This window comes from Pseudomonas hygromyciniae, assembly GCF_016925675.1.
Taxonomy (GTDB): domain Bacteria; phylum Pseudomonadota; class Gammaproteobacteria; order Pseudomonadales; family Pseudomonadaceae; genus Aquipseudomonas; species Aquipseudomonas hygromyciniae.
Window position 1 is genome coordinate 2,090,442 of sequence record NZ_CP070506.1, and the last position, 23,533, is coordinate 2,113,974.

At 60.0% G+C, this 23,533-nt stretch carries 24 protein-coding genes and 1 pseudogene; 9 read left to right on the forward strand and 16 right to left on the reverse strand.

Translation table 11 applies throughout. From position 1 onward, the window contains the following. Positions 1-98: 98 nt before the first annotated feature. The 8 genes from JTY93_RS09355 to JTY93_RS09390 form a co-directional block, all read right to left on the reverse strand. A complete protein-coding gene (locus JTY93_RS09355; RefSeq protein ID WP_205476832.1) occupies positions 99-3,725 on the reverse strand; it encodes a transporter substrate-binding domain-containing protein in 3,627 nt (1,208 codons plus the stop codon). An 8-nt stretch (positions 3,726-3,733) separates the two neighbouring features. Continuing rightward, the gene (locus JTY93_RS09360; protein ID WP_205476833.1) at positions 3,734-4,360 is read right to left on the reverse strand and encodes a response regulator transcription factor; all 627 of its coding nucleotides are present in this window, start codon (positions 4,358-4,360) and stop codon (positions 3,734-3,736) included. 353 nt (positions 4,361-4,713) lie between these two features. Further along, positions 4,714-5,115 (reverse strand): response regulator transcription factor, encoded by a 402-nt coding sequence (locus tag JTY93_RS09365; RefSeq protein ID WP_205476834.1) that lies wholly within the window; start codon positions 5,113-5,115, stop codon positions 4,714-4,716. Between the two features lie 246 nt (positions 5,116-5,361). Further along, a complete protein-coding gene (locus tag JTY93_RS09370; protein WP_169998290.1) occupies positions 5,362-6,693 on the reverse strand; it encodes a deoxyguanosinetriphosphate triphosphohydrolase in 1,332 nt (443 codons plus the stop codon). A gap of 72 nt (positions 6,694-6,765) precedes the next feature. Beyond that, complete coding sequence (locus JTY93_RS09375; protein ID WP_205476835.1) at positions 6,766-7,929, reverse strand: EAL domain-containing protein; 1,164 nt, start codon at positions 7,927-7,929, stop codon at positions 6,766-6,768. A 94-nt stretch (positions 7,930-8,023) separates the two neighbouring features. Then, positions 8,024-8,365: a hypothetical protein gene (locus tag JTY93_RS09380; RefSeq protein WP_057439165.1), complete on the reverse strand. Its 342-nt coding sequence runs from the start codon at positions 8,363-8,365 to the stop codon at positions 8,024-8,026. Next, positions 8,362-8,748 carry a phage holin family protein gene (locus tag JTY93_RS09385; RefSeq protein WP_205476836.1) on the reverse strand — a complete coding sequence of 129 codons (387 nt, stop codon included), beginning with the start codon at positions 8,746-8,748 and terminating at the stop codon, positions 8,362-8,364. Before JTY93_RS09385 ends, JTY93_RS09380 begins: the two co-directional genes overlap by 4 nt. Before the next feature lie 2 nt (positions 8,749-8,750). Continuing rightward, on the reverse strand, positions 8,751-9,065 hold the full coding sequence (locus JTY93_RS09390) for an ElaB/YgaM/YqjD family protein (protein WP_029298079.1): 315 nt from the start codon (positions 9,063-9,065) through the stop codon (positions 8,751-8,753). A gap of 354 nt (positions 9,066-9,419) precedes the next feature. Between JTY93_RS09390 and JTY93_RS09395 the strand changes: the two genes are divergently transcribed. Then, complete coding sequence (locus tag JTY93_RS09395; RefSeq protein ID WP_205476837.1) at positions 9,420-10,628, forward strand: ammonium transporter; 1,209 nt, start codon at positions 9,420-9,422, stop codon at positions 10,626-10,628. Here the strand turns inward: JTY93_RS09395 and JTY93_RS09400 are convergent. Continuing rightward, positions 10,615-12,351 (reverse strand): cation:proton antiporter, encoded by a 1,737-nt coding sequence (locus JTY93_RS09400; protein WP_240344310.1) that lies wholly within the window; start codon positions 12,349-12,351, stop codon positions 10,615-10,617. The two genes, JTY93_RS09395 and JTY93_RS09400, sit on opposite strands and share 14 nt — an antisense overlap. A gap of 148 nt (positions 12,352-12,499) precedes the next feature. On the opposite strand from JTY93_RS09400, the gene JTY93_RS09405 reads away from it, so the two are divergent. From JTY93_RS09405 to JTY93_RS09415, 3 genes are all read left to right on the forward strand, one after another. Beyond that, on the forward strand, positions 12,500-12,736 hold the full coding sequence (locus JTY93_RS09405; RefSeq protein ID WP_205476866.1) for a glutaredoxin family protein: 237 nt from the start codon (positions 12,500-12,502) through the stop codon (positions 12,734-12,736). Between the two features lie 74 nt (positions 12,737-12,810). Next, complete coding sequence (locus tag JTY93_RS09410; RefSeq protein WP_029298086.1) at positions 12,811-13,146, forward strand: hypothetical protein; 336 nt, start codon at positions 12,811-12,813, stop codon at positions 13,144-13,146. A 50-nt stretch (positions 13,147-13,196) separates the two neighbouring features. Beyond that, entirely contained in the window at positions 13,197-14,087 is an 891-nt protein-coding gene (locus JTY93_RS09415; RefSeq protein ID WP_205476839.1) for a pseudouridine synthase, read from the forward strand. Between the two features lie 68 nt (positions 14,088-14,155). On the opposite strand, the gene JTY93_RS09420 is transcribed toward JTY93_RS09415, so the two are convergent. Further along, complete coding sequence (locus JTY93_RS09420) at positions 14,156-14,377, reverse strand: YgdI/YgdR family lipoprotein (RefSeq protein ID WP_029298091.1); 222 nt, start codon at positions 14,375-14,377, stop codon at positions 14,156-14,158. An 80-nt stretch (positions 14,378-14,457) separates the two neighbouring features. Further along, a complete protein-coding gene (mobA, locus tag JTY93_RS09425) occupies positions 14,458-15,060 on the reverse strand; it encodes a molybdenum cofactor guanylyltransferase MobA (RefSeq protein WP_205476840.1) in 603 nt (200 codons plus the stop codon). Positions 15,061-15,136: 76 nt separating this feature from the next. Between mobA and moaB the strand changes: the two genes are divergently transcribed. The 3 genes and pseudogenes from moaB to yegS form a co-directional block, all read left to right on the forward strand. Beyond that, positions 15,137-15,676: a molybdenum cofactor biosynthesis protein B gene (gene moaB, locus JTY93_RS09430; RefSeq protein ID WP_205476841.1), complete on the forward strand. Its 540-nt coding sequence runs from the start codon at positions 15,137-15,139 to the stop codon at positions 15,674-15,676. Next, positions 15,660-16,886, forward strand: coding sequence for a molybdopterin molybdotransferase MoeA (locus tag JTY93_RS09435; protein WP_205476842.1), 1,227 nt, complete (start codon positions 15,660-15,662; stop codon positions 16,884-16,886). Before moaB ends, JTY93_RS09435 begins: the two co-directional genes overlap by 17 nt. Positions 16,887-16,973: 87 nt before the next feature. Continuing rightward, positions 16,974-17,898, forward strand: a pseudogene (yegS, locus tag JTY93_RS09440) (lipid kinase YegS); the annotation flags it as partial. Here the strand turns inward: yegS and JTY93_RS09445 are convergent. The 3 genes from JTY93_RS09445 to JTY93_RS09455 form a co-directional block, all read right to left on the reverse strand. Further along, complete coding sequence (locus JTY93_RS09445; RefSeq protein WP_169998273.1) at positions 17,860-18,519, reverse strand: response regulator transcription factor; 660 nt, start codon at positions 18,517-18,519, stop codon at positions 17,860-17,862. The pseudogene yegS and the gene JTY93_RS09445 sit on opposite strands and share 39 nt — an antisense overlap. Continuing rightward, a complete protein-coding gene (locus JTY93_RS09450) occupies positions 18,516-19,409 on the reverse strand; it encodes a sensor histidine kinase (protein WP_205476844.1) in 894 nt (297 codons plus the stop codon). The genes JTY93_RS09445 and JTY93_RS09450 overlap by 4 nt, the downstream gene beginning before the upstream one ends. Before the next feature lie 327 nt (positions 19,410-19,736). Beyond that, positions 19,737-20,183: a hypothetical protein gene (locus JTY93_RS09455; protein WP_205476867.1), complete on the reverse strand. Its 447-nt coding sequence runs from the start codon at positions 20,181-20,183 to the stop codon at positions 19,737-19,739. Positions 20,184-20,739: 556 nt separating this feature from the next. On the opposite strand from JTY93_RS09455, the gene JTY93_RS09460 reads away from it, so the two are divergent. Then, a complete protein-coding gene (locus tag JTY93_RS09460; protein WP_032862773.1) occupies positions 20,740-21,675 on the forward strand; it encodes a chemotaxis protein CheV in 936 nt (311 codons plus the stop codon). A gap of 96 nt (positions 21,676-21,771) precedes the next feature. After that, a complete protein-coding gene (locus JTY93_RS09465) occupies positions 21,772-22,578 on the forward strand; it encodes an MOSC domain-containing protein (protein ID WP_205476845.1) in 807 nt (268 codons plus the stop codon). Between the two features lie 63 nt (positions 22,579-22,641). Here the strand turns inward: JTY93_RS09465 and ppnP are convergent, their stop codons facing one another. Together ppnP and JTY93_RS09475 are read right to left on the reverse strand one after the other, a co-directional pair. After that, positions 22,642-22,926 carry a pyrimidine/purine nucleoside phosphorylase gene (ppnP, locus tag JTY93_RS09470; protein WP_205476846.1) on the reverse strand — a complete coding sequence of 95 codons (285 nt, stop codon included), beginning with the start codon at positions 22,924-22,926 and terminating at the stop codon, positions 22,642-22,644. A gap of 48 nt (positions 22,927-22,974) precedes the next feature. Next, the gene (locus JTY93_RS09475) at positions 22,975-23,517 is read right to left on the reverse strand and encodes a 3'-5' exonuclease (protein WP_169998267.1); all 543 of its coding nucleotides are present in this window, start codon (positions 23,515-23,517) and stop codon (positions 22,975-22,977) included. Positions 23,518-23,533 lie beyond the last annotated feature (16 nt).

Below are 23,533 nucleotides of genomic sequence, written 5' to 3' on the forward strand. Positions count from 1 at the left end.
CCCTGTGGGAGCTGGCTTGCCTGCGATGGCGCCCGGAAGAACACAGGGAGTGTCAGGCCCCCCGTCTTCGTTAGCGACCATCGCCGGCAAGCCGGCTTCTACAATGGAGCGAGGATTTCCAACTGCTCCTGCAGCGCGTGTTCAAGGTCGAACATGGCTTTTTCGATGGCCATGATCCAGGTCTCGACTTGCGCCAGGTCGGCATCCTCGCCAGCCTGTTCCAGCACCTCGCATTGCTCGGCCAGTGTGCGGGCTTGGGCGATCCTGGCGGCGCCCTTGATCTTGTGGGCCTGGTCGATCAGGTCCTGGCGTGCACCTTGTAGGGGCAATGCCATGAGTTCCTCGCGATCACGCCGGCTGCTGCTCAACAGTTCTTCCAACAGACGTTGGCTGAGCAGTGGATCGCCGCCAGTGAGGGCGTTCAGGCCGTCGAGGTCAAAGATCCGCGTTGGCGAGTGTGGGGTGATTTCGGCCAACTGGTGCTCCAGTGTCGTGAGGCTGATGGGCTTGAACAGGCAGTCATTCATGCCCGCGTCCCGGCAGCGTTGCTTTTCCTCCGGCTGGGCATTGGCGGTGAAGCCCAGAATGATACAGGGCGTCATGTTCTCCCGTTGCTCATGTTCGCGAATTGAACGGGCCAGTTCATAACCGTTCATTACCGGCATATTGCAGTCGGCAATGATCAGGTCGAAGTGTTCCTGGCGCCAGGCCTGGAAGCCCGCCGCGCCATGTTGGACTGCGGTGAAGCGATGCCCGAGGAAGCCCAGTTGCTGACACATGAGCAGGCGATTGGCCGGATGGTCGTCCACCACCAGCACATTCAGCACGGCTGCGGCATCCTGGGCCGCAGGCTTGAGTTCGATCAGAGGGTAGGCAGGAGGCAGGCTGGTCAGCTGCAGCGAGACAAACACCTGGGTGCCGACACTGGGGACGCTGCTCAAGGCAAGCTCTCCGCCCATCATTTCGCATAGGCTGCGACAGATCACCAGGCCAAGACCGGCGCCGCTCCTGGCCAGGTGCCCGGAATTGTCGGCCTGGGAAAAAGGTTCGAACAGGCGTTGCTGATCATCCCGACTGATACCGATACCGGTGTCCTCGACCACCAGTTTCATCTGGATCTGTTGTGGCTCTCCGGTGGCCTGGATATCCACCTTGATCTTCACCTCACCCTGCTCGGTGAACTTGATGGCGTTGCTCACCAGATTGGACAGGACCTGTTTGAAGCGCAGGGGGTCGATCTGCACGTCACGTTCTTCGACGCCGGGGTTGAACTCCAGCAGCAGGTTGAGGTTTTTCTGGCGTGCCAGGCCGTCGAATACCCGCACGACCGACTCGGTCAGCTCCCGCAGGTTGACGCGCTCCGGCGCCAGGCTCAGGCGGCCCGATTCGATGCGCGCGATGTCGAGGATATCGCCAATCAACTCCAGCAAGTCCTTGGCCGAATTGTAGGCCACCTCGATCGCCGGACGATCCAGGTGCCCCTGGTCGGCCCGCTTCAGGGTCAGCTCCAGCATGCCGATCACCGCGTTCATGGGGGTGCGGATCTCATGGCTCATGGTCGCCAGGAACGTGCTTTTCGCGCGATTGGCCTCATCTGCGCGGTCCTTGGCAGCGCGCAGGTCGTCGAACAATTGGCGACGCTCGCTGATGTCGATCCAGCCGCCGATGATGCCCTGCACCATACCGACCGAATCCCGGTAAGGCAGGATCCAGTGATAGATCGTCAGGTGTTGCCCGTGAATCTGCAGAGAGCGATCAAGGATCAGTGGCGTGCCCTCGGCCACCACGCGCAGATAGTCGGCATGGTACTGGCTGGCCTGGGCCGCGTCCGCCAAGTTGATTTGCATGACACTCTTGCCAATGACCTCCTCGCGCCTGACGCCGAAGACCTGCAAGTAACTGTCATTGCACGTCTGCAGCAAACCGTTGCGATCCCGCACGTAGATGGGGTGAGGTGTCTCATTGACCAGGGCTCGCATGAATTCGTATTGGTCGCTTAAGGCCCGCTCTGCCATCTGCCGGTGCTTTATCTGCCTGCGCATGTAGCCGTTCCAGGCCAATGAAGTGAGCAACAGCAGCGCGGCGGCGCTGATGATCTGGATAATCAGGCGGTGATAGTTGCGCCAATAACTGTCGGATGCGGCCGTGTAGCCACGCCAGCGGTTGTTGATAACCCCCAGTTCATCCGGCGCGATGCTGAGCAGGGCCTTGTCAAGAATGGACGCCAGTTCGGTGGCGCTGCGTGACGTTGCCAGGGAAAAAGAGGCCAGTTGCGTGCCGATACTTGAACTGATCTGCAATCGGTCGTGAAAGAACTGGGAGGAAAGGAAGTAGTTGGCGACCACCAAAGAGTTGACGGCCCCATCCACTTGTCCCTGGGCGAGCATTTCCGAGGCCTTGAAAGTATCGGCGGCCTGCACCAGGGTGATCTGTGGAAACTCCCGGCGCAGATAATCCACCAAGGGGCTGCCGTCGGTGATTGCCAGTTTTTTTCCTGCCAGTTGCTCAAGGCTGGAGGGGGCTCCAAGTTCCCTGCGCGTAAGTAGGACGTAGGAGTTCTGCAGGTAGGGACGGCTGAAATTGAGCCTGGTTTCACGTTCGCGGGTCGGACTGATGGCGGCAATGATGTCGGCGCTGCCGTTCTCGACCTGCTCGATCATCTGGTTGACGTTGCGGGTGTACTGGAGCTCCAGGCGCAAGCCCGTGCGTAGCCGGATCAGTTCCAGCAGGTCGGCGGTCATGCCCCGCAACTGGCCGTCTGAATCGACGAATGTCAGTGGCGCGAAGGTTTCGTTGATGACCACTTTCACCACCGGGTGGTCCTTGAGCCAGCGTTCTTCACGCTGGCTCAACTGCAGCTTGTGGTCGGTCAGCAGGATATCGCTGCCCGCGCTCCAGCGTTTGGCGATGCTTTCGCGCTCGTGGGTCTCGACGCTGGCGAGGACCGAATCGACGATGCCCAGCAGGGTTTGCTGGTCGCGATGTATGGCAAAGCTGAAGCCGTACGCTTCGTGCTTGCCGAAATTGGCCATGCGGATGTTCTTCAGGTAGCCCTTGTTAATCATGTAGTGGGTGGAAATGGTATCGCCGAGAAATACGTCGGCCTGGTCGAAAGCCACGGCGTTCAGCGCATTCAAATAAGACGGATAGACCTGGATGATCGCATTGGGGTACAGCGCTTCGACTTCCTTCAGCGGCAGGTAGTGGTAGACAAGGCTCAGGCGCATGCCCGCCAGCCCCTGGTTGAGCGGGCGGGTTTCTGCGTCACGGGTGACCAGCACCGGCTGGTCGACCGCGTAGGGTGTTGACAGGACAATGTCGGCGTTGTTCGCTTCAAAGCCGTTGGCGCTACCGAGCAAATCGATTTTCCCGTCTTCCAGTGCCTGGATGGCCGCTTCCCGCGACGGGTAGCGCATCACCGTGATGGGCACTGCCAGGGTTTTGGCGAGGATGCCCGCGTAGTCGGCAGTAATACCTTCGTAGTCATGACCGCTGGCGGTGATGTCGAAAGGCTGGTAGTCGGGTATCGAGGTGCCTAGCACCAGTTCGCGCTTGTTTTGTAGCCATTGGCGCTGGGCAGGGTCCAGTTGAACGTCCAACTGAACAATACCGGCACGACTGAGCAGAGAGTAGCGTTCTGGAGCGGTTTGAGTGGCTGGCACGGCTGTACTCAAGCACAGTCCGGTACTCAAAATGATTAGATAGTCCTTTAAACGCCTTGGCATCCTGTTTCTCACACTAACGCGTTGCGTTTTGCCATCTCGATAAGTTCTACCAAAGACTTGGCTTTGAGTTTTTGCATCAATCGTTTTTTATAAGTGCTGACAGTTTTGTTGCTGAGGAACATGCCTTTGGCAATTTCCTTGTTTGTGCGACCTTGCGCGAAAAGTTGTAAGACCATAAGTTCTCGGTCATTGACTGATTTGAAAAGAACCAATTCTTCGTTTTCACCCAGCTCGGCGCCAGCAGTATTCAAGGCCTGACTTGGGAAATAGTTGTAACCTGAAAGTACAGCTCTGATGGCACTTAGCAGTTCGCTTAAGTCACCTTTTTTGCAGACATAGCCGTCGGCACCTGAACGCATGCAGCGTGTGGCAAAAAGTGTCGGAGATTGGGCCGTCAGAATCAGGGTTTTCATTGGCGTACTCATAGCGTTGAACCTGCAGAGGACCTCCAGACCGTCGAGCTTGGGAATACTGATATCAAGTATGATGAGGTCTGGAAGGCATTCGCGGACCATTTGTATTGCGTCGCAACCGTTATCTGTTTCACCGACTACTTTGTAACCTTCGTGTTCCAGCAACATTCGGATTGCAAGTCGAATAACCGGGTGGTCGTCAATAATAAAAACTGTATTCATGAGCCAATTCCATACTAGTGCAAATAAGCGCGCACATTAGCTCAGAAGGTAGGTCAGGAGCATGAAGGGAAGGCTGAGTAGATATAAAACAGGAAAATTCCTACGTATAAAAAAGCATTGGACTACGATGTGCTAAGGCTTTATTGCTCGTATTGTAAGAGTTTCTTAAGTGATAGGCTTTAAAGTTGAGCGGTGTTATTGATAGGCTGAATAAGGGTGATATTTCATTTGCAAGAGCGTTTAATGTCCTACGTTGGAAGTTGAAAAATTACCTAGGCGATAACAGCATGCAGGTGCGGCAGGGTGCTTCAGGTTTGCCACACTGTTTTTGCTTAATTCCAAGGGCGCACTTTTTAATCCTGGCCAAGCCCTGATTGGCTGATCAACTCGATCCAGGCTTCTTTGTTCAAGGGTTTGGTCAAATACCCCAGCAGACGCAAGTTGCGTTGAATGGCAAGGGTTTTCAAATATTCCAGTTCAAGGGCCGGCAGGCCACTTAGCAATACCGCACTTTTGACAAAGCCTGCATGGCTGGCGATCTCCACCAGCTCCAACCCGGTGAGGTCGGGCAGGCATTGATCACATAACATGACATCAAAGGGGGCCTCGGTTGCTCTCATCAACTTGATCGCCTGCTCGGCATTTTCAGCAGGGGTCAGTTGGTTGAAACCGAAACTCTTGAGCAGGCATTGCATGGCCAGGAGTTGGAACGGGTGATCTTCCACCAACAGGATGCGCAATTGTCGTTCGGGCATAGGAGGTTCCGTGGAAGTAGCAGCAGCGGGAAAGTGCAAGCCATTGCCTGTGTTGAATGACCCAATGAACCAGGCGCTGGGCGATCGTGGGTTGGGGTGAATGTAGGAGCTGATCACTGGAGTGGATCAGAGAGGGGTGATTATTCATCGGGTGTTGGGGCGAGTTCGATCAGGCCGCTCTGGTGCCAGCGTAGGTCGATTCTTCGAGGCAAGTGCCCAGGCAGGAAAGCCTGCCCGGGCCATGGGTCATTGAGGGTGCGAACGCCCAGTCATCTCCCGTGCCATTTCGCTGGCGTAGCTGTCGGTCATGCCGGCGATGAAGTCGATCATGCGCAGGAATGAGCGGTGCAGCGGCCAATCAGGATGGGGGGCGCTATTACCCAGCAAATCGAGGACGCGTCGATTCTTGAAGGACGGGGTACGGCCGCCATGTTGTTCCAGGGCAGCGCCACAAAAGGTGTTCAGGAGGATCTCCAGGGTGGTGTAGGCGCCGATCTCATGCAGTGTCTTGCGCTTGTCCTGGAAGATTTTCTTGCGCGCCATGTCCTTGGCATTCAGTACACAACGTTTTGCCGGGCCATGCATATGCTCCACCAGGTCGCCTTGCAGGGTTCCGGCCAGCAGCGCTGGCTGTTGTTCGACGAACGCCCGTGCGGCGGCGTTGGTCAGGTGCTCGATCGCCTTGCCACGCAGAATCGCGAGTTTGCGCCGCCGGGAATCCTGGGGGCCCAGTTGCCGGTAGGTTTCAGGCAGGTCATCGCCTACCAGGTTCAACAGCAGTGACTCGACCTCGGCATACTCCAGCAAGTCCATTTCCAGGCCATCTTCCAGATCGATCAAGGCGTAGCAGATGTCGTCGGCGGCCTCCATCAGGTAGACCAGCGGGTGGCGCGCCCAGCGTTGTTCTTCGAGCTGTGGCAGGCCGAGTTTCTGGGCGATCTGTTCAAGGATCGGCAACTCGCTCTGGTAGCAGCCGAACTTGTGTTTCTTGTAGCCCAGGGAGTCGGCGTGACGGGCGGTCCAGGGGTACTTGAGGTAAGTGCCCAGGGTGGCGTAGGTCAGGCGTGTGCCGCCGTCGAACTGGTGGTACTCCAATTGCGTCAGCACTCGGAACCCTTGCGCGTTGCCTTCGAAGTTGAGGAAGTCATTGCGCTCGGCGCCGCTCATGTCGTCCAGCCAGCCACGGCCTGCCGCCTGCTGGAACCAGTGGCGAATTGCATCTTCGCCAGAATGGCCGAACGGCGGGTTGCCGATATCGTGGGCCAGGCACGCCGATTGCACCACCATCCCCAGGTCACTGGGGTCGCACCAGTCGGGCAGGGCGCTGCGAATGGTCTCGCCGACGCGCATACCCAGGGAGCGACCCACGCAACTGACTTCCAGCGAGTGGGTGAGCCGTGTGTGGATATGATCATTGCTGGTCACCGGATGAACCTGGGTCTTGCGGCCCAGGCGGCGAAAGGCGCCGGAGAAGATGATCCGGTCATGGTCTTTGTGAAACGGGCTGCGGCCCAGTTCTTCCGGGCTGTGCAGGGATTTTCCAAGGCGTTCGCGGGTAAGCAGGGTAGGCCAATCCAAGGCGAGGGCTCTCCGTGGGATAAATGTCGACCTCCAGCTTCCCGGTTCGGCGTGCCCGGAGCAAGCGAAAAACTACAGGCCGGCAGCGTCAATATCGATTAACAGCAAGCGCTGACCGTTATCGAAGAATTGTCCTGCTGTCAGGCAGTATTGATTGGTCGTGGCATCGCGGTAGGTGCTGGACAGAATCAGGCGGCGTTCCTCCCAGCCCTCGGCCAACAGATGATAGAAGTAAGGTCGCCATGACCAGTTGTGGCCCAGGTAGCGGCTGTCGGCTTGCCAGGCATCCTGGCGCCATTCGAAGTTTGGGGTCAGTTGGGTGCCGTGGCGATCGCACTGATAAAACCGCAATAACCTGGGAAAACCCGGCAGCCATGGCAGCCGGCTGAGTGGCGCCTGGGCCAGCGCCCAGCCTTGCAGGATCTGCATCAGTTCGATCAGTTGCTGGCGCAGCAGCATGATTCGCCCACGCTCGGTCAATTTCTGCTGGACGTAAGCCTGGCGCAGTACGGCGAAACGCGGGACGAATGCATCGGCAGCGAACCAGTCCAGCTGCGCCTGGGCAAACAGGTAGCCCTGGACATAACGTGCCCCACATTCAAGGGCAAAACTGAGTTGCGCCTCGGTTTCCACGCCTTCGGCAATGATCCAGCAGCCGGTTTTTTCCGCCATCTGCGCCAGGGCGCGCACCACCTCACCGCTCGGGCCGCCCAACGCGGCGGCCTGGAATAGGCGCATATCCAGCTTGAGGATGTCCGGGCGCAAGGCCAGGACCCGATCCAGTTGTGAGTACCCGGCACCAAAATCATCGATGGCAATGCGTGCACCGGCCTCACGGTAGCGGGATACGACTTCTGCCAGACGCCGGCTGTCGCCTCCCAGTTCGGTGATCTCAAACACGATGCGCTTTGGATCGACGTCATGGGCCTGCAACTGCTTCAGGCTGGGCAGTGCTTGCCCTGGTCGCAGCAGGGTGATCCAGCGTGGCGAAATGTTAAGGCTCAGGAACCAGTCTTCAGGCACTTCATGCAGGCGGCTCAGGGCGTTGTCGCGGATCTTGCGGTCCAGGCGCCGCAACGCCGAGGTGGGCGTGCGAGCGTCGGCGAACAACGGGCCGACCGAGTGCAGTTGGCCATCTGCCTGCAGCAGGCGGCCCAATGCTTCCACCCCGGCGATGCGGCCGGTAGCGGTGTCGATAAAGGGTTGGAAACAGGCGAGCGGTTGCCCGTCAATCACAGAGCCTCCTTAAAATGCTTGGGCATGGAAAAGGCCCGGCCCCTACAGGGAGGGAACCGGGCCTGATCCGTTTGCAAGATTGCAGCCAGTTACCTCAGGGCTTGCGGGAGGCACCCTGCATGGCCAGCTTGATCAAGGGGATCAGGCCTGCGCCGAGCCGTACCAGGCGAGTCATGGTGCCGATCCCGCCACCTTTGGCGCCTTTCCCGGTGAAGAATCCCAGCAGGGTCACCGCCGCGACGCCCCACAGCGGCGCATGCTTGATGCCAAACCCGTCTTGCCAGCTTTGGCCCATGTTGCGCACCTTTTGCAAGGGCAGCAGCAATTGCTGGGACTCGTGGCGAATTTCCTGGCGGTGCATTTCCATGCGCAGGCGGATCAAGGCCTTGCGCATCTCTCGCCGGGAGTTGGTGTGCGGCAGTTCAGTCAGGCTCATGGCAGCAGGCGCTCCCGGTCGTTGGCCAACTCTTCGAGGGTGGCGTGGAAAGGCGTGGATTCATCAAACACCGCCGCCTTCAACCGCAGCCCGCAGAACGCTGCGGCCAGTACGTAAAACACGCAAAGGCTGATGATCCCGGTGAGGCGATAGGTGTCCCAGACGAGGATCATGACCAGCGCCGATAACCCCACCAGCAGCAACAGGGCGAACACCAGCGCCAGGCCGGCAAACAGCAGCAGGCTGACGGTGCGTGCCTTCTGTTCCTGTAACTCGATGCCGAACAGCTCGACATGGCTGTGCAGCAAGCCCAGGACAGCTGCGCCGAGGCGCCGCGATGTGGAGCTTGGGCCCGAGGACGAGCCGGTTTCGCCGATAGCCATGATTAGCGCCTTGTAGCCAGAAGACCGATCAGGAAGCCCACGCCGGCGGCGATGCCTACGGATTGCCACGGGTTGGCCTGTACGTAGTCTTCAGTGGCGGTGACTGCCGCCTTGCCGCGTTCGCGCAGGGAATCTTCGGTCAGCTTCAGGGTTTCCCGGGCCTGCAACAGGCTGTCGTGGATCTTCGAACGCAGTTCATCAGCCTGGTCACCGGCCAGAATCGCGGTGTCGTCCAGCAGCTTTTCGGTATCGCTGACCAGGGTCTGGAAATCTTCCATCAGTATCTCTTGAGCAGTCTTTGCCGTTTTTCTGGCCATGGTTATCTCCGTGAGTGGCTGTCTGGTGCTTTACAGGGTTTTGGTTGAGAGTCGCGGGCATCAGTGAAGGTTCACTGCAATTGTCTGGTACAGCTTTTGCTTTGCCTTGGTGCGCCTGCCGCAAGGCTTGCGCGCAATGTGGGCGGTTTGGGCCAAAGCCTTGAAAAACCTTACCCTAAATCACTAAAACCCGTGGAAAAACCCGCAAGTCACTGCCTTATTCAATCGTCATCGCGCCAAAGCGGCTCATACCCTCTGAAGAAGGGTAGGGCGCGCAGTGCCAATTTAGTGCGCGATCATTAGGCGGCGACCTGTTTTGGTGCTTTTTCCTGAGCTGCAGGCCTGCCAATCCCCATGGAAAATGTGCAAAGCGCGGTGGACACCCTGGTCCACAGCTCCAATACGCTGTTTATTCTGATCGGCGCGGTGATGGTCCTGGCAATGCATGCCGGCTTCGCGTTTCTGGAAGTCGGGACGGTGCGGCAGAAGAACCAAGTCAACGCGTTGTCGAAAGTCCTCAGTGATTTTGCAGTTTCGACCCTGGCCTATTTCTTTATAGGCTATTGGATCTCCTACGGGGTCAGCTTTATGCAGCCGGCCGCGGTGCTCAGTGCCGACCACGGCTATGGTCTGGTGAAGTTCTTTTTCCTGCTGACCTTCGCGGCAGCCATCCCGGCGATCATCTCCGGGGGCATTGCCGAGCGTGCACGCTTTGTTCCTCAGCTGTGTGCCACCGCGTTGATCGTGGCGTTCATCTACCCTTTTTTCGAGGGCATGGTGTGGAATGGCAACTTCGGTCTGCAAGCCTGGTTGCTGGCGAGCTTTGGCGCAGCGTTCCATGACTTTGCCGGCTCCGTGGTGGTCCACGCCATGGGCGGCTGGCTGGCGCTGGCGGCGGTGTTGCTGCTGGGTCCGCGCCAGGGCCGCTATCGCGAGGGGCGCCTGGTGGCGTTCGCGCCTTCGAGCATTCCGTTCCTGGCGCTGGGCTCGTGGATATTGATCGTCGGCTGGTTCGGTTTCAACGTAATGAGCGCGCAGACCCTGTCCGGGGTGAGCGGGTTGGTGGCGGTCAACTCGTTGATGGCCATGGTCGGCGGTACGGTCGCAGCACTGGTGATCGGGCGTAACGACCCGGGCTTCTTGCACAATGGTCCGTTGGCCGGGCTGGTGGCGATTTGTGCGGGTTCCGACCTGATGCATCCGGTCGGCGCGTTGGTTACCGGTGTGGTGGCCGGTGGCTTGTTCGTGTGGTGCTTTATCGCCGCCCAGGCTCGCTGGAAGATCGATGATGTGCTGGGTGTGTGGCCGCTGCATGGTTTGTGCGGTGTGTGGGGTGGGATTGCCTGCGGGATCTTCGGTCAGAGCGCCTTGGGTGGGCTGGGCGGTGTGAGTCTGATCAGCCAGTTGATCGGCACAGCCCTGGGGGTTGTGGTGGCCCTGGCTGGCGGATTGTTGGTGTACGGCGTGCTCAAGCGCCTGTGCGGCCTGCGCTTGAGCCAGGAAGAGGAGTACTACGGCGCGGATTTGTCGATCCATAAGATTGGCGCAGTCAGTCAGGATTGATCGGGGCTTCACGGCTGTCGTCGGTGTGCTGGTAGAAACCGTGGAGCAAACGGTAGCGATTGCGCCGCACCTCATCGACCCGGTCGCGTACCTGCTGGTCGGGCAGGCCGAGCATGATCATCGCGTGGGACGCGAGCATCAGGCTCGACTCCAGTAGCTCCGGCACCACTTCACTGGCGCCGGCGGCTTTCAGTTCAGTCAACTGGCTGTCGTCGCGGGTGCGCACCAGGATCGGCACTTTATGGTTGATCCGTCGTGCTTCCTTGAGCACCGTCAGGGCCACGTCGCTATTGTCTACGGCAATCACCACCAGGCGCGCGCGTTCCAGGCCGACGGCGCTGAGCAGGGCACCGCGCCGGCAATCACCATAATGCACGCCGCTGTCCTCGGTGGCGGCTTCCTGCACGCGTTCGGGGTCATCGTCCAGGGCAATGAACGCCTGTTGTTCACGGCGCAGGAAGCGCCCGATGGATTGACCGACCCGGCCATAGCCGCAGATCACTACATGCCCGCGCAACTCGGCGTTAAGCGCGGTGATTGCCTCCAGTTGCACTTGTTGGTTGGGTTTGCGATGCAGGCGCAGCGCGATAGCGGGTGCGGCGCGCAATAGCAGGGGCGTGAGCAGCATGGAGCAGAAAGTGGCGGCCAGTAGCAGGCTACTGATGTCGCCTGGCAGCATATTGCTCAGTTGCATCTGCGCCATCAGTGCAAAGCAGAACTCGCCGCCCTGGGCCAGGGCCAGGCCGCTGCGCCAGGCGGTTTCGCTGTCGCTGCCACGCAGCTTGACCAGGGCGGCTACAACGCAGCCCTTGATCAACATCAGTGCCAGGGTCAGCCCGAGGATCAGCAGGCTGTGACTGACGAACAACTGCAGGTCGATCAGCATGCCGATACTGACAAAAAACAGCCCCAGCAGGATGTCGCGAAAGGGGCGGATATCGGCTTCGATCTGGTGCCGGTAGTGACTTTCACCTAGCAGCATGCCCGCCAGGAACGCGCCGAGGGCCGGCGACAGGCCCAGCAGGTGTGTGAGCCAGGCGGTGAGCAACACGATCACCAGGGCCAGTAGCACGAACAGTTCCGCCGAATGTGAGGCGGCCACTTCATGGAACAGGCGCGGCAGCAGCCAACGGCTGGCGAGCAGCAGGCCGAGGAATAACACCACGGTCTTGCCCAGGGTCAGGGGCAGTGCCCAGTACCAGGCCTGCTCGCTGCTGCCGGCAAATACCGGGACCAGGGTCAGCAGCAGCACCGCGACCACATCCTGGAACAACAGCACGCCAATCGCGTTCTGCCCATGGCTGCTGAAAATCTCCCCCAGGCTGGTCAACTCCTTGCTCACAATGGCGGTGGATGACAGTGCCAGCCCGGCCCCCAGCAGCAACGCGGCCACTGGCGACATGCCCATCAATAGCAATAAGGCACCCAGCAGCACGCTGCAGCCCAATACCTGCAGACTGCCAAGACCAAACACCACCCGGCGCAGGGTGAGCATCTTGGACAGGGAAAACTCCAGGCCCAGGGAAAATAGCAGGAACACCACTCCCAGTTCGGCGAGGTCGGGCAGGTCTTCGCTGTCATTGACCCAATCCAGGGCCGTTGGCCCGACGGCCAGGCCCACGCACAGGTAGCCGAGCACCGGCGGCAGTTGCAGACGGCGGAACAGTGCAATGACGACCAGGGATGAGGCAAGAATGATCAGCAGGTTGGCAAACACAGACATCTCCGTCGGGGTGTTGCAGGAAAAAAGCCGCGAGAATCGCTGAATCAGTTATAGGCCATGGTGATCTGGATCAGGTCTTTGTCATGACTCGACGAGGTTTTTCGTGGGGCCTAGAATGAATACCTGTTTCTTATCGGGTCTGTACGTCATGCCTCCTGAATGCCAGTTGTTCGGCACCCTGGGCTGCCATCTGTGTGAACTTGCCGAAGCTGAAATCATGCCGTTGGTCGAACACGGGCTGCTGGTCGAGTTGGTGGATATCGCTGATTCACAAGCGCTGTTCGAAGCCTATGGCCTAAGCATTCCGGTGCTGCGCCGGGTCGATACCGGGGCGGAACTGGGCTGGCCGTTCGACACTGAACAGGTGGTCACCTTTCTAATCTAGCGCCAACCCATGGCAGGTTGCTGATTATTCGGTTACTGTATGTTTGTACAGCGATTGAGTGAGAGGGAACGCCCGTGGTGAATGTTGAACAATTGAAAAGCAGCGTCAACCGCATGTCCGTCGATATCGTGCGCGATGCTGTGAATGAGCTGCGGCTCGATGGCCTGGTCACGGAAGGCAAGACGCCGTTCAACAAAGTGCATTTCAATACCTGCTTTGCCGAAATCGAAGCGTTGTTCCAGCGCGCCGGTTATCACAAGCAGTTGGATGTGGTTGGGTACCAGGGCTTGCTGTATGCGCTGTACGATCCTGGCCGCTGGGAGGCGGTGGACGTACTGCGTTGGCTCAAGGAGTTTACCGAGGCTGCCAGCGCCTCGCCGGTGCTGCGGGCCGAATTGGTCAGGGCTTGAGCTTCTGGGGGATAATGCCCCCTTAGTCTTTCCAGGCCCTGAGTGTACGCATGTCCGATACCGGTTTTTCCGCTGCCCAGAACCAAGCCAGTACGCTGTACCTGCCGCCTGGCCCCTGGGCGACGGTGCTCGATTGCCTGTGCGAGCACTTTCGCGCGATCGGCCGCGAACAGTGGCTGGACCGCATCGCCCGTGGCCGGGTGCTGGATGGCAATGGCCAGCCCATCGCCGTGGACCTGGCCTACAAGGAAGGTTTGCGCATCCACTACTTCCGCGAAGTGCCGGATGAAAAGCCGATCCCGGTGCAGGAGACCATCCTGTACGCCGATGAGCATCTGGTGGTGGCCGACAAGCCACACTTCCTGCCAGTGACCCCAGCCGGTGAGTATGTCGAGCAGACATTGCTGCGCCGCCTGATTCGTCGCCTGGACAACCCGTCCCTGGTGCCGTTGCATCGTATTGATCGCCATACCGCCGGGCTGGTGCTGTTCTCTGCCAACCCGCAAAGCCGCTCGGCCTATCAACAACTGTTCCCCACCCGCCAGATCGACAAGTTCTACGAAGCCATTGCGCCGGCCTTGCCTGCACTGACATTTCCGCTGGTGCACAAGAGCCGCCTGGTGGAGGGCGAACCGTTCTTCCGCATGCAGGAAGGGCCAGGTGTGAGCAACACTGAAACCGCAGTGCAGGTTCGCGAAAAAAACGGCGACCTGTGGCGCTACGGCCTGTTTCCGGTGACGGGCAAGAAGCATCAACTGCGGGTGCACATGACGGCGCTGGGCGCGAGCATCTGCAATGATCCGTTTTACCCCGAGGTCATCAAGGATGCCGTGGATGATTATGCCAACCCGCTCAAGTTGCTGGCCCAGGGCGTACGGTTTATTGACCCGGTGACGGGCGAGGAGCGCAGTTTCAGCAGTAGGATCGTGCTTGAGTGGTGATGTTTCCCACACCCCAGATACAACAAAGCCCGCTCGAAAGCGGGCTTTGTTGTATCTGGGGTTAAGACTTACAAGTCTTTAACCGTGCGAACCTGATCCTTGTTGATGCGGGTACGCTTGCCATCCAGTTGTTCGAATTCGTAGAAGCCCGAATCCTGATCGAATTTAGGGGTGTCGACAGCCTGGATTTCGCGACCGTCATTCAGGGTGATCACTGTTGGCGAGGCGCAACCAGCGAGGGTAGCGAGGCCCAGTGCAAGCATGAGAGCGGCGATGGTCCGTTGGGTCATGAGTCTTCTCCGAGAGTAATGCTGTGTTGAGTTCTGACCTTGTGACGTATGCAACGTCGGCAAAGTTCCTTGTCTAGCGCTCATTCTGACACGCCGGGGCGTTGGCGCAACAACTCTGGTGTATTGAGGTTTGCCAGGCGCGGGTCGTTTTCTGCGCAATCGAGCGCCTGAGCCCCCAGTTTCAGCAGGATCTGGCGTGGGCTGCGCTCTGCAGCCTGCCAGGCGTCTTCCACCGCGTCGCGCAGGCGCGTCGGTATGACGCAGAGCAGAGGTTCCCAGAACGTGCCATGCCGGATCATTACCGGCACCTGTGGGTGTTGTCGGGCGGTTTCGAGCAGGTCTGCCAGCAACTGTCCGTCGATGTGCGGCATATCACAGGGCAATACCAATAGGTGTTCATGGCGTGCGGCGGCCAGCCCGGCACGGATGCCGGCCAAGGGGCCCGGGAAATCCGGACTGTCGTCGCTTACCAACTGGTCGCCATAGGTGGCGTACTGCGCCTGGTTGCGGTTGCAGGAAATGATCAGGTCATCGGTCAACGGTCGCACCTGTTGGTGCAGGTGGGCAATCAGCGGTTGCCCGTGCCAGTCGAGCAGGCCCTTGTCCAGCCCGCCCATGCGCTGGCCGCGACCGCCGGCCAGCAAGAGGATCGAGCAGGGCAGAGGCGAAGAATTGAATGGCATGACGGCTCCGCAGCGGCAGTGAAATAGGGGGCTGTGATATAACATCGGGCTGTTCCTTCGACAACCGGACCGAGCCATGAAAGCCAAGGCTGATGCGCCTTTCGTACCTCTTAACATCGCTGTACTGACCGTCAGCGACACCCGCACCCTGCAAACCGACACCTCCGGGCAGGTATTCGTTGACCGCCTGCTCGCGGCCGGCCATCGCCTGGCCGAACGGGTACTGCTCAAAGATGACCTCTACAAAATCCGTGCGCAAGTGGCGCACTGGATCGCCGAGGACGTGGTGCAAGTGGTGCTGATTACCGGCGGTACCGGCTTCACTGGCCGCGACAGCACCCCGGAAGCTGTCAGTTGCCTGCTGGACAAGCAAGTGGACGGGTTTGGCGAGCTGTTCCGGCAGATTTCGGTCGCCGATATTGGCACTTCCACCGTGCAGTCCCGCGCCCTGGCCGGCCTGGCCAATGGCACCCTGGTGTGTTGCCTGCCGGGTTCCACCAATGCGGTGCGTACTGGTTGGGATGGGATTCTCGCCGAGCAACTGGATGCCCGTCATCGTCCGTGCAATTTCGTACCGCACCTCAAACTGGCCGAGCCTTGTGAATCCCGTGGGTAAGCCGGGCAAGACCGGTGCATTGATGCCGGTAGAAGAAGCACTCGAGCGCCTGTTGAACATGGCCGAGGCCGCACCGATCCGTGAGCAGCAATACCTGCCATTGGCCGAGTGCGACGGGCGCGTGTTGGCCGAGGCGCTGGTGTCCACCCTCGACCTGCCACCCTGGCCCAACAGCGCCATGGACGGCTACGCCTTATGTACCGCCGACTGGACGGGTGAGCCGCTGGTGGTGAGCCAGCGCATCTTCGCCGGCCAGGCCCCCGAGCCCTTGGCGGCGGGGACCTGTGCGCGGATCTTCACCGGTGCCCCGGTACCCGAAGGGGCCGACTGCGTAGAAATGCAGGAAAACGCCGAGGTGCAACCCGATCAGCGCGTGAGCTTTACCCAGGCGCTGCGGGTAGGGCAAAACATCCGGCCCAAGGGCCAGGAGACTACGGTCGGTGAAGAGGTCTTGGCGGCCGGTACGCGGCTCGGCCCGATTGAACTGGGCCTGGCGGCCTCCCTGGGGCGCGACCGCCTGGCGGTGGTGCGTCGCGTGCGTGTGGCGGTGCTGTCCACTGGCGACGAGTTGATCGAGCCGGGCCTGCCCCTGGGGCCGGGGCAAATCTACAACAGCAACCGGCGGGTGCTGTGCAGTTGGTTACAACGCCTGGGCTGCGAGGTGATCGACGCCGGTATCTTGCCCGATGACCTGGAATTGACCCGCACCCGCCTGGGGGCACTGGGCTCGGTGGACCTGATTCTGTCCACTGGTGGTGTCTCGGTGGGCGAAGCCGACTTCCTCGGTATCGCACTACGCGAGGAGGGTGAGCTGGCCTTGTGGAAGCTGGCGATCAAGCCTGGCAAACCACTGACATTCGGCCATTTCCGTGGTGTGCCGGTGATCGGTCTGCCGGGGAATCCAGCGTCCACCCTGGTCACGTTCGCCCTGCTGGCGCGGCCATACCTGCTGCGCCGCCAGGGTGTCGAAGCGGTGCAGCCCCTGCGTTTCGAAGTCCCGGTGGGATTCGTCTGGGCCAAGCCGGGCAACCGTCGCGAGTACCTGCGCGGGCGCCTGGAGCAGGGACAGGCGGTGATCTACCAGAACCAGAGCTCCGGCGTATTGCGCAGTGCCGCCTGGGCCGAGGGATTGGTGGAAGTCCTGGAAGGCACCACCTTGGCTATCGGCGACCGGGTGAACTTCATTCCCCTGAGCGAAGTGTTGGGCTGAAGAATTAATTCTCAGCCCAATGGCTTTTTTCCGACTGCCGAAGGTCAACATTCCTCAGGTCCCCTCCAACGATAGGAGCTTCACCCCATGAGCAAACCCAAGGCACTGCTGATTCTGCACGGCAAGCAAGCCCTCAACGAAGACGTGCGGGCGGCGGTGCAAGACAAGCGTGAGCAGGGGTGGGAGCTGGCGGTGCGCGTCACCTGGGAAGGCGGCGATGCCCAGCGCCTGGTGGGTGATGCCCTGGATGCCGGCTACACACGCCTGATTGCGGGCGGCGGTGATGGCACATTGCGTGACGTGGCAGAGGCCATGGTCCGGGCGAACACTGATGCCAGTCTGGTGCTGATGCCCCTGGGTACCGCCAATGACTTCGCCCGTGCGGCCGGTGTACCGCTGGAGCCGCGCTTGGCCCTGGAGCTGTTGGATATTGCGCCACGCGCCATTGACCTGGGGGAGGTTGGCGGGCAGGTTTTCCTCAATATGGCCACCGGTGGTTTTGGCAGCCAGGTCACGGCCAATACCTCCGAGGATTTGAAAAAGGTGTTGGGCGGCGCAGCCTATCTGTTTACCGGCCTCTCGCGTTTCAGCGAGCTGCGGGCGGCCTATGGGGAGCTAGTGGGCCCGGACTTTCATTGGCGTGGCGAGTTGCTGGCCTTGGGCATTGGCAACGGTCGCCAGGCCGGGGGCGGGCATGAGCTGTGTCCGGGCGCTCTGGCCGATGATGGCCTGCTGGATATCAGTATCTTGCCCGCGCCCCAGGAAGTGGTCGGTACCCTGCGTAGCCTGATGACCGACGGCTGGGGCCTGGACAATATGTTTGTGCGGGCGCGCCTGCCGTGGGTGGAGATCAAGGTGGCCGAAGGGCTGGCGATCAACCTGGATGGCGAGCCGCTCAAGGGCGATAACCTGCGTTTTTGCGCCTTGCCCAAGGCCTTGCAGGTGCACTTGCCGATGGATTCGCCGTTACTGGCTAATCGTCCAGGCTGATGATCTGCTCACGCACCGCAAACAGCACCAGGCCGGCGACATCGAAAATCTGCAGGCGCTTCATGATTTGCGAGCGGTGAGCTTCCACGGTCTTGATGCTCAGGCCCAGGCCGTGGGCGATCTCGCGGGTGGACTTGCCACGTACGATCAGGCGCAGGATTTCCAGTTGGCGTGCCGTCAGGTTGTGGCGTTGCGCCGGCGGCGCCGGGTGGGACTGGCTGTGGATCAGGGCCTGGTTGATCACCGTGTGGGCGATGGCCGGGCTCAGGTAGCGCTCGTTGTTGCGCAGCGCCAGTAGCGCATGTTCCAGCTCATTGGCGCTGGTGTCCTTGAGCAGGTAGCCGTGGGCACCTGCCTCCAGGGCTCGCATGATCAACTGCGGGTCGGTGTGCATCGACAGGATCAGCACCTTGCTCTTGGGGTAGGCGTGCTTGAGTTGTTGCAATGCATCCAGGCCGCTGGTGTGCTTCATCGACAGGTCCAGCAGGACGATATCGGGCTGCAAGGCGGTAAATTGTGCCAGCACTTGCGCGCCATCGGTGGCTTCCCCAATCACGGCATAGCCGGGGATATCCAGGATCAGTGCGCGTACGCCGGCGCGGATCAATGCGTGGTCATCTACCAGAAGTAAATTGCAGGTCACTCTAGAACCTTAGCGGGACTGGCCCGTTCGAGGGTGCGGGGCGCCCAGGGGAATAGCGCCTCGATCCGCGTGCCGAAGCCCGGTTGGCTCCGGACGGACAACATGCCGCCCAATTGATCAATGCGTTCGGACATGCCAGCCATGCCCCGCTGGCCTTCCAGGCCTGGGTCGGTGGCGGGCAGGAATCCCTGACCGTCATCGCTGATATACAGGGATAGCCCCTGAGGCAAGCGTTGCAGGCGTACCAGCAGATTGCGCGCCTGGGCATGGCGCAACATGTTGGTCACGGCCTCCTGGGTGATACGAAAGGCCGCCACCGCCATCTCTTCCGGAATCCCGGTCAGGCGTTGATGGCATTCCAGGCTCCAGTGCACCGGGGTGTTCTCCAGGGTCTTGAGCAGATGCGCACGCAGGCTCGCTTCCAGGCCCAGGCTGGCCAGTTGCCGGGGGTTGAGAATGGCCGATACGTCGCGCACCTTGGCCAGGGTTTCGTTGAGGGTGTTGCATAGCACGTTGCATTGCTCCTGCAGGTCGGCCGGCAGGCGGCGCTGCAGCCAGTCGCTTTGCAGCTTGGCGGCGGTCAGCAACTGGCCGATATCGTCGTGCAGTTCGCGGCTGAGGCGATGACGCTCGTTTTCCTGGACCTGTAGCAGGCGGTCGGCCAATTCCTGGGGTTGGAACTTGATGGACTTGCGCGAGCGCCAACGCTGCAGGCCCGCGGCGGCGAGGGCGGCGAGGTTGAGCATCAGCAAAAATATCGGCAGGGGCGCTTCGTGGGCATACACCCACAGGCTGACCAGGGTTGCACACAGGCACAGGCCAAGCGTGACCCAACGGGTAGTGCCCGGGGAGACGACCTTGGTGACAAGTGACTTGGGGCTGGCGTACATGGCAGATGGAGGTTCGCTGCGGGTAGACCGGTCATGACCGCTGGCCGGGCTCTGTTTGGAAAGCGATTGGGTTTGGTGTTGGTTCGAGGCGCTTCTCGGGGTTTATTACATCATCACTGTCAGCCACTTCGAATGCGCTAATGGTACCACCAACAATTACCGTCGGTCGCCTGGCGCAGTGCTTAGTTCAGCGGGTTCTAGTTGTACGGTTAATCAAGTTTTGCATCGTTATTGCCAATAGTGGCTTATTGATAGTTGGCTGGCTAAATACCTGCCAGGACATTAGTTGGGCGCCTGCCGGCGTCTTGGATTAACCGAGCGGCAGGTTCAGGAGGCGTGGTGCATGGAGTGGCGATAATGAGCGCCAACGTCCTTCTGTGGAATCTGCTGGGCAACGGTTTCAATCAACGTGGTTTGCTCGGCTTCATCCAGGCTGAGTTTACCGGTCTTGATATCGATCAGTTCCAGTTGCCAGGCCAGCAGCGTCAGGCAGTCGTGCAGGGCTGCGAGTGCCGCGTCGTGGAGTTGCATCGGGCTTTGGGCGTTGCAGATCAGGTCCTGGATATGCCGGGAAAAGTTGCCAATGGCTTGCAGTGCCATGGCATCAGCCTTTTCGGCCAGTTTGACCAGGCTGCTTTTCATGCAGTCGATGGCATCGTTATCGTTGCGGATCAAATGCAGGTGGCTCAGGCATTCCTCAGACTTGGCCAGCAGCATTTCTGCCTCCAGGAGGAACTCGGGAAGTGCGTCTTGCCACTCTTTACCGTCGTTCATCATGAAAGTCTCCACAACATACGGTCAGATAATGAGATGTACCACTGGAGCAACGGCTTCAAACTAGCGCCGAAATATGACCGAAATCTGTAGTTCGTTTCTGAATTTTGAGTAGTACTTTTATTTGAATGATCAGCGTCGCGACTGCTGGCGCTGCTTGCAGTGGAAACAACCAGAGGCATTCGCATTACTTCGATTGCCCAGGCGTTATTGCCTGGAAGGCCCTTGGACCGTGGGCTTGCGATAGCAAACAAAAGCCTGACTCCGTTCGTGCAATGAGAATGGCGTCACATTAATGGCTATTGGATATCGCGAATATCAGGTTGGACCTGATTGCGACTAGGGGAATCCCTTACGTGGCTGAACCTTGTGACCGTTTGAGGGTCTCGGCGCGCTGCGTGACCACCGGACAGCAAGGTGAAGCCAGTAAACCATGATGTCAGTGTGACATCAATGCATTTGCGTGGCATTTTAGCTGGGGTCAAGGTCTGGCATTGGCTGCCGATAACCTTTTCCAGTAAGCAGCGAATCTTTTCAGCACACCCAGGAGTCTTCAATGGCTGGCATTCTCGACACGGTAGATCAACGCACGCAATTGGTGGGTGAGAATCGCCTGGAGATCCTTATGTTTCGCCTGGCCGGGCGCCAGTTGTTCGCGATCAACGTGTTCAAGGTGCAGGAAGTCCTGCAGTTGCCCAAGCTGACCCTGATGCCCCAGCGCCACCCGTTTGTCTGTGGCGTGGTCAACCTGCGCGGCCAGACCTTGCCGGTGATCGACCTGTCCCAGGCCATCGGCATGCGTCCGCTGGTTCCGGGGCCCAACAGCACCATTATCGTTACCGAGTACAACCGTTCGGTACAGGCCTTCCTGGTGGGCGGCGTCGACCGCATTGTCAACATGACCTGGGAGTCGATCCTGCCGCCGCCGGCCAGTGCCGGCCGCCAGCATTACCTCACGGCCATCAGCAAGGTGGATGAGCAGTTGGTAGAGATTATCGACGTGGAAAAAGTCCTCGCCGAGATCGTGCCCTACAACGCCAAAGTCTCCCGGGAAAAACTCGAGGACCCGGTACTCGAGCGTGCCCGTGGCCGCGAAGTGCTGCTGGTGGATGACTCCAACGTGGCCTTGTCGCAATTGCGCGACACCTTGGGGCAACTGGGGGTGAAGATGCATATCGCCAGTGACGGGCTCAAGGCCCTGAACATGCTCAAGGCCTGGGCGGACAGCGGTGTGGTGATGACCGACAAACTGTTGATGATCTTCACCGACGCCGAAATGCCCGAAATGGACGGCTACCGCCTGACCACCGAGATCCGCAATGACCCACGCCTGCGTGGCCTCTACGTGGTGCTGCACACCTCGTTGTCCGGCAGCTTCAACGACTCGATGGTGAAAAAGGTCGGTTGCGACAACTTCCTCTCCAAATTCCAGCCCGATAAATTGGTGGACGTGGTGCGCCAGCGCCTGATGCTGGATGAAGTCCCGGCCTGATCCTCCACGATAGCCTCTACTTGCCGGCCGGGGATATTTTGATTCTGGCCGCGTGCTCGTATAGGGTGACGTTTTTGCTCACAGGAACCTAGGCTCATGCTTCGTCTCAGCGCGTTGTATCGGTACCCCTTGAAGTCGGGCAAGGCAGAGACCTTGGCGCATATCGGCTTGGACAAACTTGGGCTGGACGGGGACCGACGCTGGATGTTGGTGGACGAGGCCAGCGGGCGTTTCCTGACCCAGCGGGCGGTGGCGCAGATGAGTCAGCTGTCGGCACTCTGGAATGCCACCGGTGGCCTGACCTTGAGCGGTGCCGGCCGACCCACCCTGGACGTGGCGTTGCCCGGCGCTGATGCCGAGTTGCGTGGTGTCACCATTTGGCGCGACACCTTGCGGGTACCGGATGCCGGTGACGAGGCCGCCGACTGGGTCAGCCGGTTCGTCGGCAAACCGACCCGTCTGGTGCATGTCCCGCTGGCGCGTGCGCGCACCACGGCGGCCGGCTATGGCAAGGATGATGACCAGGTTGCGTTCGCTGACGGTTTCCCTTTGTTGCTGATCGGCCAGGCGTCCCTCGACGACCTGTCGCAGCGCATCGGCCGGCCCATGGAAATGCTGCGCTTTCGCCCCAACCTGGTGATTGAAGGCAGCGAGGCGTTTGCCGAGGATGGCTGGAAGCGCCTGCGCATTGGTGATGTGGAGTTGCGGGTGGTCAAGTCCTGTTCCCGTTGCATCCTCACCACCATCGACCCGGCGACCGGTGAGCGCAGCGCCGACCGCCAGCCGCTGGCGACCTTGGAAACCTACCGTAAAGAACCCGATGGCGTGATGTTCGGCCAGAACCTGGTCAATGACGGGGTTGGCCGCCTGGAAGTCGGCATGCCGGTGACGATCCTGGAGTAAACCAGGCTCCACAAAAAATGCCCGTCTCACAGAGACGGGCATTTTTTTGCGCGGGGTAAAGGCTTAGCCGCGGTATTCGCACAGGTAGGCAGTGTCCACGGCCACCTTGAGTTGGAACTTGCTGTCGGCAGGCACATGGAACTGGCTGCCTGCAGCGAAGGTTTCCCAGCTGTCGCTGCCTGGCAGCTTGACGGTCAGTGCGCCCGAGACCACGTGCATGATTTCACGCTGGGCCGTGCCGAATTCGTATTCACCCGGGGCCATGACGCCGATGGTCGCCGGACCTTCAGGGGTACCGAAGGCGATCGACTTGACGGTGCCGTCGAAGTACTCATTGACTTTGAACATGGATGAATCCTCGGAAAAAGGGGTAAGAAAGGTCGGCCAGTATGCCTTCTACACGGGCAAAATCAACGGCAGCAAACGCGCCGTATTCCGCGCATCCTCCAGGGCCCGATGTTGCTGGCCGTTGAACTGCATACCCGCCAGTTGCAACGCGCCATTGAGCCCCAGCGGCTTGTCCAGGCGCCGGGCCTTGGCGAAGCGCTGCTTGAGGTTCACATGGGGCGTCTGGCCCAGCACGCTGGCCAAGCCATGGCGCTGCCACTCCAGTTCCAGTTGCTGGCGATCGTAGTCGCCCCAGCTGGCCCAGCCTTCCAGGCGCGGATGGTGCTGGCCCAGCCAGCGTTCAAACAGCGGCCAGACCTCGGTCAAGGGCGCCGCGCTGTCGATACTGGCCTGGCTGATGTGCGTCAACTGGCGGCAGAACGGCGTCAGCAGCGGGCGGCGCAAGGGCCGCACGAAGCGCTGGAAGTGGTCCAGTTCGCGGCCCTGGCGGTTGACCAGGCTTACACCGATTTCGATGATTTCCATCTCCGACACGGGCCAGCCGCCTTCATCCGTTGTGGCTTCAAGATCAATAATCAGCCAATGAGGCATCGCAGGTTCCCGTACT